Consider the following 14,947-nt stretch of genomic DNA (forward strand, 5'->3'; position numbering starts at 1 on the left):
AAACGCCCGGTTACATTCCGAACCCGGAAGCTAAGCCTTTCAGCGCCGATGGTACTGCAGGGGGGACCCTGTGGGAGAGTAGGACGCCGCCGAACAATCATTCAAAGGAAACCCCCGTATCTTCGGATACGGGGGTTTTCTGCGTTTCAGGGCAGTCACGACGGCTCGACCAGTTTCGTGTCGTACGCCAGGATGACCGCCTGAATGCGGTCTCGGGAGCCCGTCTTCGCGAGGATGCGGCCCACATGGGTTTTCACCGTCGACTCGGCCAGATGAAGGCGAGTGGCTATCTCCGTGTTCGTCCAGCCCTGGCCGATGACCGTGAGGATTTCGCGTTCCCGGTCGGTGAGGGACGCGAGGCGTGCGTCCTCTTGGGGCAGGTCCTCGGTCGAGGAGTCGGTCGGCAGGTGGTGGACGTAGGCGTCCAGGAGGCGGCGGGTCAGGCTGGGGGCGACGACCGCGTCGCCGGTGGCCACCGCGCGGATGCCGGAGAGGAGTTCCTCGGGCTGGGCGTCCTTGACCAGGAATCCGGAGGCGCCGGCGCGTAGGCCGGCGTAGGCGTATTCGTCCAGGTCGAAGGTGGTGACGATCAGGATGCGGGTGCGGTCGCCGGCGGCGGCGATGCGGCGGGTCGCCTCGATGCCGTCCAGGCCGGGCATGCGGATGTCCATGAGGACGACGTCGGGGTGGAGCTCAGCCGTCATGCGGACCGCTTCGCTGCCGTTCGCGGCCTCGCCGACGACCGTCATGTCGTCCTGGCTCTCCAGGAGCATGCGGGAGCCGAAGCGCTGGAGGGGCTGGTCGTCGGCGATGAGGACCGTGGTCACTGCGGGGATTCCTCCGGGAGATGGAGACGGACGCGCCAGCCCTGCTCCGGGTGGGGGCGAGGGCCGGCCTCAAGTGTGCCGTCGTACAAGGCGGTTCGCTCGCGCATTCCGGGTAGTCCACGACCGTCCCGCGGAGGATCGTCGTCCGTTCTGCGGCCGTTGCCTGTGTCCGTGATGTCGATGGTGACGGCGGCCTTCTCCTCGTAGGACAGGGCTATCTCCGCGGTGGCGCCGGGGCCTGCGTGTTTGAGGGTGTTGGTCAGGGCTTCCTGGATGACGCGGTAGACGGTGAGCTGGCGGCCCGGGGGGAGTGTGGGGGTGCCGTGGGTCGTGAGGTGGACGGGGAGGCCTGCGGAGCGTACGCCGTCGAGGAGTTGGTCGAGGTCGGTGAGGCCGGGCTGGGGGGTCAGTTCTGCCTTGTTCTTCTCCTCCTCCCGTAGGACGTCGAGGAGGCGGCGGAGTTCGGTCAGGGCCTGGCGGCTGGTGGTGGCGATGGCCTCGAGGGCCTGGGCGGCACGCTCGGGGGACTTGGCGGCGGCGTATCTGCCGCCGTCGGCGAGGCCGGTGATGACGGAGAGGTTGTGGCCGATGATGTCGTGCATCTCGCGGGCGATGCGGGCGCGTTCGGCGGCGGTGGCGAGTTGGGCCTGCTGGTCGCGTTCGGTCTCCAGACGGCGGGCGCGGTCCTCCAGGGCCTCGGTGTAGTTGCGGCGGGTGCGGACCGTGATGCCGATGAGGGCGGCCACGGTGACGGACATCAGCTGGGAGCCAATCTGCTGGTCCCAGCTTCCCTCGCCGTAGCGGGTGATCGATACGAGGACCGGGGCCATCACCAGGGCCGTGGCCCACCACAGGTCGTGCAGGGTGCGGCGCAGGGCGATGTGGTAGATCACGGCCAGCTGGAGCAGGGCTGCTTGGAGCGCGGCGCCGGTCCATGCGTTGACGAGGGCGAAGGGCACCATCGCGGCCAGGACGGCGCCGGGGTGGGTGCGGCGCCGGAGCAGGGGGACCGAGAGGCCGAGGCTCAGGGTGAAGAGGAGCCAGCCGGGGACATCCAGGTTGTGCGCGTTGTGGCGCCAGCCACCGCCGCCGTAGTCGATCAGGGCCGCCGTCACCCAGAAGCCGGTGAAGTGCAGGTCCCACAGCAGCGGGTGGCGTTGGTCGAAGGCGCGCACCTTGCGGGTGATGCGGTGGGCGTACTCGGTGAGGGGCTCCGGCGCCCTGTCTTCCGTCACGGGGTCCATCGTGGGGGCTTCCGATGCCGCGTGTCAGACGTCTCGGCGGCGTAGGACCGTCGCGGCAAGCGCCAGAGTCGCCGTCGTCCACAGGAGCATGGCCAGCAGGGCCGTGCTCGGGGAGGTCGCGCCGGGCAGCGGCTGGGCCGTGGTGAGGGCTTCCAGGGCCTTGCCGGGGAAGTGGCGGACGGCGTCGTCGACGAACTCGTACGGGAGCATGGCCAGGATCTCCGGGACGATCATGACGAGGCCGATGAAGGCGCCGATGGCCATCGGGACCGAGCGGACCAGGGCGCCGATGCCGAGGGCGAGGACGGCGAGCAGGGTGAGGCCGGCCGCGTTGCCGGCGAGGGCGCGCAGGACGCCCGGGTCGCCGAGGGCGGCGGACTGGTCCGTGCCGGAGAGGAAGGACTGGGCGAGGGGGAAGGTGAGGAGGTTCGTCGCCAGGGTGAGGGGGAACGCCACCGCGGCCAGGACGGCGGCCTTCGACCACAGGACGGGCAGGCGGCGGGGGACCGCGGTCATCGTGGCCCGGATCTGGCCCGTGGAGTACTCGCCCGCGGTGGCCAGGATGCCCAGGACGGCGAGGTTGATCTGGGCGAACTGGGTGCCGAGGAGGACGAAGAGGACCGTGTCCATCCCGCCTTCGCCGGAGCCGTCGTAGGAGGCGGCGAGGCCCGCGCCCATGGCGGCGGTCAGGGCGCTGGTGACGGCGAGGGTGACCCAGGTGGAGCGCAGGGTCCGGAGCTTGTGCCACTCGGAGCGCAGGACGCGGGCCGGGGTCACGCGGTAGGGGAGGGCCGTCGTGGTCATGCTGCCGCTCCTTCCAGGGTCGCCGTGTACTCGACCGCGTCGCGGGTGAGGTCCATGAAGGCCTCTTCCAGGGAGGCGGTGTTCGGGGTCAGTTCGTAGAGGGGGATGCCGTGGGCGGCTGCCGTGCGGCCGATGTGTTCGGCGTCCGTGCCGCGGATCTGGAGGGTGCCGGGGGTGTCGGTGGTGATGGCGATGCCGGGGGCGGTGAGGAGGTCTACGAGGGCGGCGGCCTCCGGGGTGACGACCTTGGTGGTGCCCGCGCCGGAGTCGCGGACGAAGTCGGTGACCGTGGTGTCGGCGAGGAGGCGGCCGCGGCCGATGATGACCAGGTGCTCGGCGGTCAGGGCCATCTCGCTCATCAGGTGGGAGGAGACGAAGACCGTGCGGCCCTCGGCGGCGAGGGACTTGAGGAGGGTGCGGATCCACAGGACGCCCTCGGGGTCGAGGCCGTTGACCGGTTCGTCGAGGACGACGGTGGCCGGGTCGCCGAGGAGGGCGGCGGCGATGCCGAGGCGTTGGCCCATGCCGAGGGAGAAGCCCTTGACGCGGCGGTGGGCGACGTCCGTGAGGCCGGTGAGGGCGAGGACCTGGTCGACGCGTGCGCGGGGGATGCCGTGGGTGTGGGCGAGGGCGCGCAGGTGGTGGTAGGCGGTGCGGCCGGGGTGGACCGAGCGGGCCTCCAGCAGGGTGCCGACCTCGGTGAGGGGCGCGGGGTGGGCGGCGTAGGAGCGTCCGCCCACGGTCGCGTGGCCGCGGGTGGGGGCGTCGAGGCCCAGGAGCATCCGCATGGTCGTGGACTTGCCGGCGCCGTTCGGGCCGAGGAAGCCGGTGACGGTGCCGGGGCGGACGGTGAAGGACAGGTCCGTGACGACCGTCCGGTCGCCGTAGCGTTTGGTCAGTTCGTGTGCCGTCAGCATGCTTCGATGCTCGTGCGCGCGGGGGCGGCGGGCGTCGGACCGGCGGGGGAATCGGGGTGAGGGGTGTCGTACCCGGGTACTACCGTGGCCCGCATGAGCTATGTGATCCGGTCCGTCCGTGCTGATGAGTGGCCTGCGGCGAAGGAGCTGCGGCTCGCGGCGCTGCGGGACCCGGTGGCGCACCTCGCCTTCCTGGAGACGTACGAGGAGGCCGTGGCCAAGCCGGACTCCTTCTGGCAGGAGCGGACCGCGCGGGCCTCCGAAGGGGCGGACGCGGTGCAGCAGATCATCGCCGAGGGGCCGGACGGGCGGTGGGTGGCGACGCTGACCGTGCTTGTGGAGGAGCCCGGGACGACGGACTGGGCCGGGTTCGAGGTGGAGCGGAAGCAGGGGCACGTCGTCGCGGTGTTCGTACGGCCCGAGGAACGCGGGAGCGGGCTGACCGAGGTGCTGTTCGACGCGGCCCTGGAGTGGTCGTGGGCGCAGGGGCTCGAGCGGGTGCGGCTCATCGTGCACGAGGAGAACGGGCGGGCGCAGCGGTTCTATCGCCGGGCGGGGTTCGTGCCGAGCGGGGTGACCGTGCCGCTGGGGGACGCGGGGGAGCGGGAGTTGGAGTTCGTGCTCGAGCGGGAGTGAGCGCGGCTATACGGGCAGCTCGTCGTGCGGCCAGCGGGCGCGGGCCTGTTCGCGGGACCGGAGCAGGGCCAGGGTCGGCATGCCCCGGTCCGCTCCGGTGGCCAGCAGCTCCGGCAGCTGGGGAAGCGGAGCCACGGCTGCGACGTCGTCCAGGACGAGCGTCATTGGTGGGTCGAGGCGACCGGAGGATGACCGTTCGGCCATGTGCCGGCCGCGCTCGACCACGCTGGAGACGAGGGCCGTCAGGAGGGGCATCGCGCCCGGCTGTGTCCTGGGGTCCTCGATGGATTCCCCCACCACATAAAGCGTGCCCCCTTCGTGGACGAAGGAATCCAAGGCGAGGGCATCACTTCGGTTGGGAGTGCAGGCTTCGCGGATGTTGACCGTGGAGAGGGCGGCGAGGGCGCGGGTGGTCAACTGCTGGGCCATGTCCCGGCGTTCGGGGTGGGCGGTGAGGGTGCCCTCGAGTTCGCCTGCCGCGCCGGGGGCCGCCTTGGGGTTCGTACGGAGGATGCGTACGGCGTCCTGGATCTGGGTGCCCTGTGACCAGCGGTGGACGTGGCGGATGGTGCGGCCGTCGATGGCCGCGGCGTGCAGGTAGCTCCGCAGGAGGGTCTCGGCTGTGTCGCTGAGGGCTTGGTCGAGTTTGGCGGTGGGGCGGACGGGGGTGAGGAGCGCGGTGGCTCTCGCGGTCGCCGTTGCCTTGTCCTCGCAGCCGGCTGTGGGGGACCAGTGGAGGCGGGACGGGGTGTCGCAGAGGTGGGTGGGGTCGTAGAGGTGGGTGGGGCCCAGTTTGGCTCTGGCGTCCTTGGTGCTGTGCCAGAGGGCGGGGTTCGAGGTGACGATGAGGGCTGGGCCCTCCGCGTCGCGTACCGCCTGGGTGGCTGTGGTGTGGCGGGTTTCCCTTGGGGCTACGAGGATTTTTTCCCACCCGGCCACCCGTTCCTGGGCGAACGGAGATGCCGGGGTCGCTGACGCGTCCAGGGGGCTCGTGGGGTCGGAGGGCGAGCGGCGGGGGGTGGGGAGCTCGTGTTGCGGTGCTGGGGGTGTGTGCCCGTGTGCCGCTGCCTGGAGCGTGTGCTGGGCTGCCGGGGAGGCGGGCTCCTGCGTCGCTGCCGGGATCTCGTGCTGCGCCGCTCCCCGGACGTCGTACTGCTCCCGCGCCGGGACCTCGTGCTGTGCTGCCGGGAGTGTGCGCTCCTGCGCCGCCGCCCGGGTCTCCTGCCGCGCCGGGGCGTGTGCCTCGTACGGGCCCGATACCGCAGCCGTCGCCCTCTCCTCGCGGCGTCTCGCCCGTACCGCCCGCCACCGGGCCACCGTGCCCATCACGAAGACCGTCAGGACGACCAGGATCATCAGCTGGCCGATGAACAGGCCCCAGAACAGGCCGTAGCCCGAGAGGTCGCCGGGGGGTGTGTCCGGCCAGGCGGCGGGGATGTCGTGGGGCTGGGCGATGAGGCCGCGCATGGCGAGGGGGGTGCGGGTGAAGGTGACGCCGGACGGCCAGGAGCCGTGGGCGAACAGGGCGGCGAGGCCGGTGGCCGTCCACACCAGCAGGGTCATGCCGAGGAGGAACGCGAGTATGCCGATCAGCAGGCCGTCGGGGATGCCTCCCTGGCTGTCCCGCTGGGTGCGGCGGTCGTCCGGTCTCACGCGTTCTCCCTCTACGCCACCGTCGATTCGGAGTCGCCCAGGTGGTGTTCCACGAAGGCCGCGGCCCGTTCCTCCGCCTCCAGTTCGGCGGCGCGCAGGGCGTCGTCGTTCGCGAGGTCTGCGGAGGACTCGGTCATCGCGCGGTCGGTGAAGACCAGCGGGCGTTCGGTCTCCGTGATCAGGTGTTTGACGACCTGGACGTTGCCGTTGACGTCCCAGACGGCGATGCCGGGGGTGAGGGTCGGGATGATCTCGACCGCCCAGCGCGGGAGGCCCAGCACTCTGCCCGTCGCCCGTGCCTCGTCGGCTTTCTGGGCATAGATCGTCCGCGTCGAGGCCATCTTCAGGATGGCCGCCGCCTCTCTCGCCGCCGCGCCGTCGACGACGTCCGAGAGGTGGTGGACGACCGCGACGAAGGACAGGCCGAGCCGTCGGCCGAACTTCAGCAGGCGCTGGAACAGCTGCGCCACGAAGGGGCTGTTGATGATGTGCCAGGCCTCCTCGACCAGGAAGATGCGCTTCTTCCGGTCGGGGCGGATCCAGGTGTGCTCCAGCCACACGCCGACGATCGCCATCAGGATGGGCATGGCGATGGAGTTGCGGTCGATGTGGGACAGGTCGAAGACGATGAGGGGCGCGTCGAGGTCGATGCCGACCGTCGTCGGGCCGTCGAACATGCCTCGGAGGTCACCGTCGACCAGACGGTCCAGGACCAGCGCGACGTCCAGGCCCCAGGCCCGTACGTCGTCTATGGCGACGTTCATCGCCTCCGCGGACTCCGGCTCGGGGTGGCGGAGCTGCTCGACGATGTCGGTGAGGACCGGCTGGCGGTCGACGATGGTCTCGTTGACGTAGGCGTGCGCGACCTTCAGGGCGAAGCCGGAGCGTTCGTCCAGGCCGTGGCCCATCGCGACCTCGATGATCGTGCGGAGCAGCGCGAGCTGGCCCGTCGTCGTGATCGCCGGGTCGAGCGGGTTGAGGCGGATCCCCATGTCCAGGGCGGCCATCGGGTCCAGGCGGATGGGGGTTATACCCAGCTCCTGGGCGATGAGGTTCCACTCGCCGACCCCGTCCTCGCCCTGGGCGTCCAGGACGACGACCTGGCGGTCGCGGAAGCGGAGCTGGCGCAGGACGTACGTCTTCTCCAGCGCCGACTTGCCGTTGCCGGACTCGCCGAGGACCAGCCAGTGGGGGGCGGGGAGCTGCTGGCCGTAGAGCTGGAAGGGGTCGTAGATGTAGCCCTTTCCGGAGTACACCTCGCGGCCGATGATGACGCCGGAGTCGCCGAGGCCCGGGGCCGCCGTCGGCAGGTAGACCGCCTGGGCCTGGCCCGTGGACGTGCGCACCGGGAGCCTGGTCGTCTCGACCTTCCCGAAGAGGAAGGACGTGAAGGCGTCGGTGAGGACGGACAGCGGGTCCCGCATCAGGTCCTACCTCCGAATGCCGGTGGCGAAGGGAAGGGTGTTCACGAAGGCGCGGTGGTGCTCGCGGTCGCACCATTCCAGCTTCAGGTACGACTTTCCGGCCGAGGCCCTTATCGTCCGCTTGTCGCGGGCGAGGGCGTCGGGGGTACGCGAGGAGACGGTGATGTAGCCGACGAGGTTGACGCCGGCCGCGCCGCTGGCGAGGTCCTCGCCGCGCTGGTCGAGCCGGGAGTTCGCGGCGACGTCGCGCGGGTCGACGGTGCGGTTCATCTTGGCGGCGCGGGACGCCTCGGCCTCGTCGTTGGTCTTCTCGGTGAGCATGCGCTCGATGGCGACCTCGGTGGGTTCGAGGTCCATCGTGACGGCGACCGTGCGGATGACGTCCGGGGTGTGGACGAGGAGCGGGGCGAGGAAGTTGACCCCGACGGGGGTCATCGGCCACTCCTTCACCCAGGCGGTGGCGTGGCACCAGGGGGCGCGGGTGCTGGACTCCCGGGTCTTGGCCTGGAGGAACGTGGGCTCCATGGCGTCCAGCTCGGCCGGCCAGGCATTGCGCTTCGACATCGCCTGGATGTGGTCGATCGGGTGGTCCGGGTCGTACATGGAGTGGATCAGCGAGGACAGTCGCCCCTGACCGAGCGGCTGCCGTACGCGGATGTCGGCCTCCTGGAGGCGCGAGCAGATGTCGGTCAGCTCGCGGGCCATGACGACGGCGAGTCCGCCGTCCCGGTCGACCTTGCCGCCGTGGCCGCGGGCGGCCCGGGCCATGGCGTTGGCCTCGGCGGCGAGCTCGCGCGTGTAGTGCATGCAGGCGACGAGGTAGGCGCGGTGCTGCTCGCTGCTCGTGGACACCATCGACTGGAGCTGGTCGTACGACTGCTGCAGCCACGGCGGTGACTTCTCGTCGCCGCGGACGGAGACGTCCTTGGCGTGCGCGTCCGGGTCGGCGGGGAGGGTGCGGGCGAGCATCTGCAGGCGGGTGACGAAGCCGTCGCCGTTGGCCACGTGCTTGAGCAGGGTGCCGAAGCGGTCGACCAGGGCCTCCTGGTCCTCGGAGTCGCGCAGGCCGACGCCGGGGCCCTCGATCTCGATGGCCGCGGTGACGGTCTTGCGGTCGGCGTGCAGCAGTACGGCGATCTCGTCGGGCCCGAAGGGGGCGGCCAGCCAGGTGACGCGGCCGATGCCCGGGGGCGGTCCTACCTCGACCTCACGGCCGTCCAGCCGGGTGCCGGCCTCGACGGCCGTCGAGCGGTAGGTGGTGCCCCGCTTGAGGGTCCTCTTGTAGCTGCGGTTGATCTCGAACCACTTGTAGAACGTGCGGTGCTTGAAGGGCACGTACACCGCGGCCAGCGCCAGCATCGGGAACCCGGCCAGCAGCACGATGCGCAGGGACAGCACGGGGACGAGGAGTCCGCACATCATGCCGAGGAACGCGCCCACGACGATCAGGGCGATCTCGCCGGTCTCGCGGTTGCGGCCGATGATCGCGTTCGGCCGGGCGCGACCGATCAGATATGTACGGCGGGGCGTGACCGGATGGGACACGTGGGACTCGGTCGTCAACGCCCTTCACCTCCCGTGCGGTTGCTGCTGCTGTTGCGGGTGTTGCTGGCGTGGGGAGTGTTGACGGGGCTGCTCGAACGGGGTGCGGGTGCGGCGGAGGGGACAGATCCGCCGCCGCTGTTCGAGGGGCGCGAGCTGTGTGCGGCGACTCCGCCGGAGGCGGGGTTGCTCGGGCGGGGGGCGGAGGACTGGCTGCCTCCGCCGCCCTTGTTGTCCGCGCGGGAGCTGTGGGTCTTGATGCCCTGCGCGACCAGGGTCGCCGGGGAGCTGATGACCGCGGCGGCCTTGCCCTCGGCGCCCTGCATGAGGCGGTTGTTGCGGGAGCCGGCGATCTCGTCGCCGAAGCCGGGGACGAAGCGGTAGATCATCGCGCTGGCGAAGATGGCGAGCAGGATGATGGCGAGGCCGGAGACGACGGCGGAGAAGGCGTCCGGGCCGTCGTCGGCGGAGAGCGCGCCGGCGAGGCCGAGCACGATGACGATGACGGGCTTGATCAGGATCACCGCGATCATGATGCCCGCCCAGCGGCGGACGTGGCCCCAGAGGTTCTTGTCGACGAGGCCGGCGTAGACGACGGTGCCGAGGAGGGCGCCGACGTAGAGCAGGGCGGCGCGGATGACGAGCTCCAGCCAGAGGACGCCGGCGGCGAGGATGCTGACCAGGGAGACGACGATCAGCATGATGGGGCCGCCGCCGATGTCCTCGCCCTTCTTGAGGGCCTCGGAGAACGTGCCGAAGAAGGCGTCGGTCTGGTCGCCGGTGGCTTTCGCGAGGACCTCGGTGATGCCGTCCGTGGCCGATACGACGGTGTAGAGGATCAGGGGGGTGAAGGCGGAGGCCAGCACGGTCAGCCAGAGGAAGCCGATGGCTTCGCCGATGGCGGTGCTGAGGGGGACGCCGCGGACGGCTCGCTTGGCCACGGCCATGAGCCAGAGCAGGAGCGTGAGGACCGTCGAGGCGGCGAAGACGACGGCGTACTGCTGGAGGAACTTGGGGTTGGTGAAGTCGACGTTGGCCGTCTCCTTCACGGCGACGCTGAGCTTGTCGACGGTCCAGGAGGCGGCTTCGGCGCAGCCCTTGGCGAGGGAGGAGAGGGGGTCGAGGGTGGAGGTGGGGTCGAGGCGGGACGTACCGCCTCCGCCGCCACCGGCGCTTCCGGTGTCGCCTTCGCAGATCTCTCTGGCCCTGCCGGAGAGCAGGGAGCAGTTGTCGTCGCTGGGCGTGGGCGAAGGCGTGGGCGCCGCGACCGCTCTGCCGGCGAGCAGGACCACGGTGGTCTGTACGGCTGTGAGGGTGGCGGCGAGCTTGACTGCGCGGCGCGGGCTACCGGCCATACGTGAACCCTCCGAACTCCTCGACGGCCTTCGAGATGTCGTCCGACGTCGACACCTTGTTGTCGCCGTTGACCGGCGCGGGGCCTTCCTTCTGGGAGAAGCTGTCGACCTTCCAGTCGCCGTCGGTCCAGCGCAACTTCAGGGTCATCGTGAACCAGTCGTTGGTGACCGGGTTCTGCGAGCTCTCCCCCGTCATCCCGAACACGCCGGTGCACCAGACCTCGACGGTGGCGGCGCTGCCCGAGTATTCGGTGGTCCTGGTGCCGACCGGCATGGTGCGGGAGACGTAGGTGCTGCCCTTCGGGGCTTCGCCGTTCTCGTCCAGGCCGACCTTGTCGAGGAACGCCTTGTCGTACACCTGGTCGAGGTTTCTCTCCAGCTCGGAGACTCGGCCGGCGTCGAACACCTGCCGGACGATCTCGGTGCGCCGCACGGGCTTGAGGATGTCGGCCGAGACCAGCACCACGGCGTAGTTCGCCGCCGCGCTCTCCGCCCCCACCTGGTCCTGCCCGAAGCCCGACGGGATGTCGCCTGACTTGGACTGGACGGGGCGTTGGCCCGAGGGCGCTGTCGCCGCTGTCTCCGGTTTGTTGCCGGAGGAGTCGGTCTTGTCGGGGTCGCCGTCCCCGCGGTTCGCGAAGGCGATGGCTGCGAGGAGGAGGACTACTACACCGACCACCGTGACCAGGCTGCGGGATGAGGAGCGGGGGGTGCGGCGGGGCTGGCCGTAGGCGTCGGGGTCGGTGTCGGGGAGGCGGGTGCGGGTCTGGCCCGTGCCGCCGTAGCCGCCGGAGGCCTCGTGCTCGTCACCGAGACTCATGCCGCGTACGCCCCCTCGACGTCGTGCGGAAACACTTGGTACCGGTCGTACTTCTCATACTCCTCGTACGACGGTAGCCGTGCTGGTTCCCGCGCGGGCGCGGTGTGGTGACTCGACATCAGGGAAACGCAACCTCAGCCGGTGGGCACGACGGGCGGGTGGGATGGAGAGGAGCCGGGCGCGCCCGGCCGGGCGGACGGTGCCCGGGCTACACGGCCATGCCGTACACGATGGTGAACAGCGTGCCGAGGGAGCCGATGATGAAGACTCCTGTGAGGCCGGCGATGATGAGGCCCTTGCCCTGTTCCGCGCTGAAGGTGTCCCGGAGGGCAGTGGCGCCGATGCGCTGCTTGGCCGCGCCCCAGATGGCGATGCCGAGGCAGAGCAGGATGGCGACCGCCATCACGACCTCGATCATCACCTTGGCCTCGTTGCCCAGGCTGCCGAAGGGGCCCCAGTCCGGAGCGATCCCGCCGATGATCGTGTTGATGTCTCCCTTGTCGGCCGCAAAGAGCATGTAAGTCACCGCCCCTGTTGGGTAGTTACGTACCCTCTGCGGTCGTGCAGAGGTCAGGCCTCATTGTCGCCGACAATGACGCTGTCGGATGTCGACTTGGCGTCATTGATTGGCGGGTTTCGTACGAATACCTTGCCACCGTTCCGCGCTTGCCCCTAGGGGAGGCGATGGAAGGTGTGCGAAGGATCGTATGGTCACTCTGTGTATCACGGCAGGTCACGACGGGCAATGAGGCCTGAGCGAAACCTGTCGTGAGGTTCCGTCGTTGTTCCTTTTTACGTCCCGTGTCACCTTTATGGACCGTTTTTGACGGTCGGTCGGGTGAGTGGTCGTGCCCGTGTTCTCCGGGTGAAGGCTACCGAACGCGGCGAACGGGCCGCTGCTGGGATGCCGCGGCCCGTTCCCCGGTGACGTTCCGTCACGAGGTCGGAGGGGTCAGCCGGTGAAGGCGCCGAGTCCCTCGGGAGTGCCCCAGCCGGTCGGGCCGTCGTAGCCCGTCCGGGCGGTGCAGAAGTAACCGGTGGTGCAGCTGCCGTTGGAGCCGCTGGTGACGTCGTTCAGGGCGGAGGTGTTCGCGTAGGGGAACTTGGCCGGGTACGAGCCGCCGGACGGGGTGCCGGCCAGGGCGGAGGCGCTGGTGCCGCCGTAGGTGGCCCAGCCCTGGCCGTCGGCGCCGTAGGTGTCGTAGGCGGAGCAGCCGGAGCCGGTGCCTTCGGTGCTGCTGGTCTTCCAGACGCTCTCGGTCCAGCCGCGGCTGGTGAAGGACGTGGCGAGCTTGGTGCCGCCCACGGCCGTCACGTACCTGGAGGCCGCCGGGTACTCGGCGCCCGACTCGCCGCCGCCGTAGCTGTTGGAGACGTACCTGGCGCGCTCGCCATGTCGAGGTCGAGGGAGATCTCGCCGGCCCAGCCGCTGTCGGCGGTGGGGAGGGAGGTGGTGGAGCCGGTCTGGCTCACCTTCTTGAAGCAGTCGTTGGCGGTGGTGCAGGCGGGCGGGCCGTAGTGCGAGCGGTGCGTGGCGAGGTCGGACTCGGCGTTCGGGTCGTCGTAGGCGTCGACGACGGCGATGGTCCGGCCGGAGCCGTTGCTCGCGGCGGCGGAGGTCAGGCCGTAGGCGTCCTGGAGGTCGGCGGGGCCGTAGCCGGAGGGGGCGGTGGCGTCGGCTGCCGCGGGGGTCTTGGGGGAGACGCCGTGCTGCTGCTGGAAGGCGGTGCGGCCGCCAGTGACGCGCAGGGCGTCGCAGGCCATCTCGTCCTTGTGCCGGGGGACGGCGCAGGAGCGGGTCCAGGTGACCTTGGCGGAGCCGGCCGGGGCCGCGTCCGCGTGAGCAGGAGCGCGGCGGTGGCGGTGAGGGCGGAGCCGATGCGGCGCCATCTGCGGGCAGGCCGTAGTGCGAGCAATACGTGGCGAGGTCCGACTCGGCGTTCGGGTCGTCCTGAAGGGGAGGCCGGGCTTACCCGTCGATGGCGGCTCGATGGCCGGGGGAAGGGCGCGGCTTGACCAAGGGGCCCGGGGTCAGCGGGGCTTGAGGCCGTGCAGCAGGAGGTGGACGAGCTCCTCGATGCCGTCCAGGGCCGCCTCGGGGGCGAGCATGCCGCCCGCCGCGAAGGAGGCGATGCCCTGGAGGGTGGCGCCGGTCAGCAGGGTGAGGTGCTGCGGGTCGCCCGCGATGATCTCGCCGCGCTCCTGGGCGTCGGCGATGACCCGCTCCAGGGAGCCCACGGTCCGGTCGACTGCCGCGGCCATCTGCTCCGAGGCGTCGGGCTCGTGCTTGCGGGCGTACATGAGCTCCAGCAGCTCGGCGTTGTCGATCGCGAAGGCGAGATAGCTCCGGGCGAGGGCGGTGAGCCGCCGCTCCAGCGGGAGGGTGTCGTCGTCGGCGCCGTCCAGCGCCTGGCCCAGCCGGTCGTATCCGGCGAGCGCCAAGGCGTTGAGCAGGGCCTGCTTGTCCTTGAAGTGGCGGCCGGGCGCGGCATGGCTGACGCCGGCCTCGCGGGCCAGTTCGCGCAGCGAGAGCGCGCCGACCCCCTTCTCCCGCAGGGTGCGCTCAGCACCGGCGAGCAGGGTGGAGCGCAGGTCTCCGTGGTGGTAGGGGCGGCTCTCGGGCATGCTCACCATCGTATCCCGATGTTGATACCGCCATCATTGTTGTCGTTGACAGCATTGTTGGCGGCGTCTACATTCGAGGGTATGGCTGACCAGAAGACGAAGAGCAACGAGACAGGGAACGCGCGCCGCCTGCCCGACCTCACCGGCCGGACATTCGTCGTCACCGGAGCCAACAGCGGCATCGGTCTCACCGCGACCGACGCGCTGGCCCGGGCGGGGGCGCACGTCGTCCTCGCCGTACGGGATCCGGAGCGGGGTCGGGCCGCGGCGGCCACCGTGCGCGGCAGCACCGAGGTGCGACGCCTGGACCTGGCGGACCTCTCCTCCGTGCGGGAGTTCGCCGAGGGCTGGCGGGAGCCGCTGCACGCGCTGATCAACAACGCCGGCGTGATGATGCTCCCCAGGCAGCTCACCAAGGACGGCTTCGAGATGCAGTTCGGCACGAACCATCTCGGTCACTTCGCCCTGACCAACCTGCTGCTCCCGCACATCACCGACCGCGTCGTCACGGTCTCCTCGGGCGCCCACCGCTGGGGCGGCGCGCGGATCGGCTTCGACGACCTGGACCTGACGGCGAACTACACCCCGCAGCGCGCCTACGCCCGGTCCAAGCTGGCGAACCTCCTGTTCACCCTGGAACTCCAGCGCCGGCTGGCGGAGTCGGGCTCCACCGTCCGCGCCCTGGCCGCCCACCCCGGCTACGCGGCCACCAACCTCCAGAGCCACGCGGCCAACCCGACGGCGCGCGCCTTCATGCGCCTCGGCAACAGGTTCTTCGCGCAGGACGACCGGGCGGGCGCCCTCCCCACCCTGTACGCCGCCACCCAGGACCTGCCCGGCGCGAGCTACGTCGGACCCGACGGCCTGGGCGAGATGCGCGGCGCCCCGACCCTGGTGGGCCGCTCCCGCGCGGCCAGCGACCCGGTGACGGCCCGCCGGCTGTGGCGGGTGTCGGAGGAGCTGACGGGCACGGTGTTCCCCCTGGCCGTGGGTGAACCGGCGTAAGGGGAGCGAGTCACCCGCCCCTGTGGCGACCCCGTGCGCCGGTTCCGCCGGCCGTGCCTCCGCCGTGCCGCCCGTGCCGTGGCCGGTTCTTCTTT

At 70.8% G+C, this 14,947-nt stretch carries 13 protein-coding genes, 1 rRNA gene and 1 pseudogene; 3 read left to right on the plus strand and 12 right to left on the minus strand.

The features are described 5' to 3' along the window. Positions 1 to 95: ribosomal RNA gene (rrf, locus tag ACFT4A_RS26860) — 5S ribosomal RNA — on the plus strand; the annotation flags it as partial. Between the two features lie 60 nt (positions 96 to 155). On the opposite strand, the gene ACFT4A_RS26865 is transcribed toward rrf, so the two are convergent. The 4 genes from ACFT4A_RS26865 to ACFT4A_RS26880 are packed head-to-tail and all read right to left on the minus strand — an operon-like array spanning position 156 to position 3,792. Next, on the minus strand, positions 156 to 827 hold the full coding sequence (locus ACFT4A_RS26865) for a response regulator (protein ID WP_382834514.1): 672 nt from the start codon (positions 825 to 827) through the stop codon (positions 156 to 158). Beyond that, complete coding sequence (locus ACFT4A_RS26870; RefSeq protein ID WP_382834517.1) at positions 824 to 2,071, minus strand: sensor histidine kinase; 1,248 nt, start codon at positions 2,069 to 2,071, stop codon at positions 824 to 826. The genes ACFT4A_RS26865 and ACFT4A_RS26870 overlap by 4 nt, the downstream gene beginning before the upstream one ends. A gap of 24 nt (positions 2,072 to 2,095) precedes the next feature. Beyond that, positions 2,096 to 2,875 carry an ABC transporter permease gene (locus ACFT4A_RS26875; RefSeq protein WP_382834520.1) on the minus strand — a complete coding sequence of 260 codons (780 nt, stop codon included), beginning with the start codon at positions 2,873 to 2,875 and terminating at the stop codon, positions 2,096 to 2,098. After that, positions 2,872 to 3,792, minus strand: a complete 921-nt coding sequence (locus tag ACFT4A_RS26880; RefSeq protein WP_382834523.1) for an ATP-binding cassette domain-containing protein — start codon at positions 3,790 to 3,792, stop codon at positions 2,872 to 2,874. The genes ACFT4A_RS26875 and ACFT4A_RS26880 overlap by 4 nt, the downstream gene beginning before the upstream one ends. 93 nt (positions 3,793 to 3,885) lie before the next feature. On the opposite strand from ACFT4A_RS26880, the gene ACFT4A_RS26885 reads away from it, so the two are divergent. Then, on the plus strand, positions 3,886 to 4,428 hold the full coding sequence (locus tag ACFT4A_RS26885) for a GNAT family N-acetyltransferase (RefSeq protein WP_382834525.1): 543 nt from the start codon (positions 3,886 to 3,888) through the stop codon (positions 4,426 to 4,428). Positions 4,429 to 4,434: 6 nt separating this feature from the next. On the opposite strand, the gene ACFT4A_RS26890 is transcribed toward ACFT4A_RS26885, so the two are convergent. The 8 genes and pseudogenes from ACFT4A_RS26890 to ACFT4A_RS26925 all read right to left on the minus strand — a co-directional run bounded on the left by ACFT4A_RS26890 (position 4,435) and on the right by ACFT4A_RS26925 (position 13,856). Further along, complete coding sequence (locus tag ACFT4A_RS26890) at positions 4,435 to 6,081, minus strand: TraM recognition domain-containing protein (RefSeq protein ID WP_382834528.1); 1,647 nt, start codon at positions 6,079 to 6,081, stop codon at positions 4,435 to 4,437. 11 nt (positions 6,082 to 6,092) lie between these two features. Continuing rightward, the gene (locus ACFT4A_RS26895) at positions 6,093 to 7,505 is read right to left on the minus strand and encodes an ATP-binding protein (RefSeq protein WP_382834531.1); all 1,413 of its coding nucleotides are present in this window, start codon (positions 7,503 to 7,505) and stop codon (positions 6,093 to 6,095) included. Positions 7,506 to 7,511: 6 nt separating this feature from the next. After that, complete coding sequence (locus tag ACFT4A_RS26900; protein ID WP_382834534.1) at positions 7,512 to 9,068, minus strand: SCO6880 family protein; 1,557 nt, start codon at positions 9,066 to 9,068, stop codon at positions 7,512 to 7,514. Continuing rightward, the gene (locus ACFT4A_RS26905) at positions 9,065 to 10,402 is read right to left on the minus strand and encodes a hypothetical protein (RefSeq protein WP_382834537.1); all 1,338 of its coding nucleotides are present in this window, start codon (positions 10,400 to 10,402) and stop codon (positions 9,065 to 9,067) included. The genes ACFT4A_RS26900 and ACFT4A_RS26905 overlap by 4 nt, the downstream gene beginning before the upstream one ends. Further along, positions 10,392 to 11,222, minus strand: a complete 831-nt coding sequence (locus ACFT4A_RS26910) for a hypothetical protein (protein ID WP_382834540.1) — start codon at positions 11,220 to 11,222, stop codon at positions 10,392 to 10,394. The genes ACFT4A_RS26905 and ACFT4A_RS26910 overlap by 11 nt, the downstream gene beginning before the upstream one ends. Positions 11,223 to 11,430: 208 nt before the next feature. After that, complete coding sequence (locus ACFT4A_RS26915) at positions 11,431 to 11,739, minus strand: hypothetical protein (RefSeq protein WP_003991275.1); 309 nt, start codon at positions 11,737 to 11,739, stop codon at positions 11,431 to 11,433. A gap of 435 nt (positions 11,740 to 12,174) precedes the next feature. Next, a pseudogene (locus tag ACFT4A_RS26920) lies at positions 12,175 to 13,138 on the minus strand (peptidase S8). 115 nt (positions 13,139 to 13,253) lie between these two features. Beyond that, entirely contained in the window at positions 13,254 to 13,856 is a 603-nt protein-coding gene (locus tag ACFT4A_RS26925; protein WP_382834543.1) for a TetR/AcrR family transcriptional regulator, read from the minus strand. A gap of 72 nt (positions 13,857 to 13,928) precedes the next feature. Here ACFT4A_RS26925 and ACFT4A_RS26930 point away from each other — a divergent pair, with 72 nt between their 5' ends. Next, complete coding sequence (locus ACFT4A_RS26930) at positions 13,929 to 14,852, plus strand: oxidoreductase (RefSeq protein WP_382834546.1); 924 nt, start codon at positions 13,929 to 13,931, stop codon at positions 14,850 to 14,852. Positions 14,853 to 14,947 lie beyond the last annotated feature (95 nt).

The organism is Streptomyces sp. NPDC057099 (assembly GCF_042671245.1).
Lineage (GTDB): Bacteria > Actinomycetota > Actinomycetes > Streptomycetales > Streptomycetaceae > Streptomyces > Streptomyces purpurascens.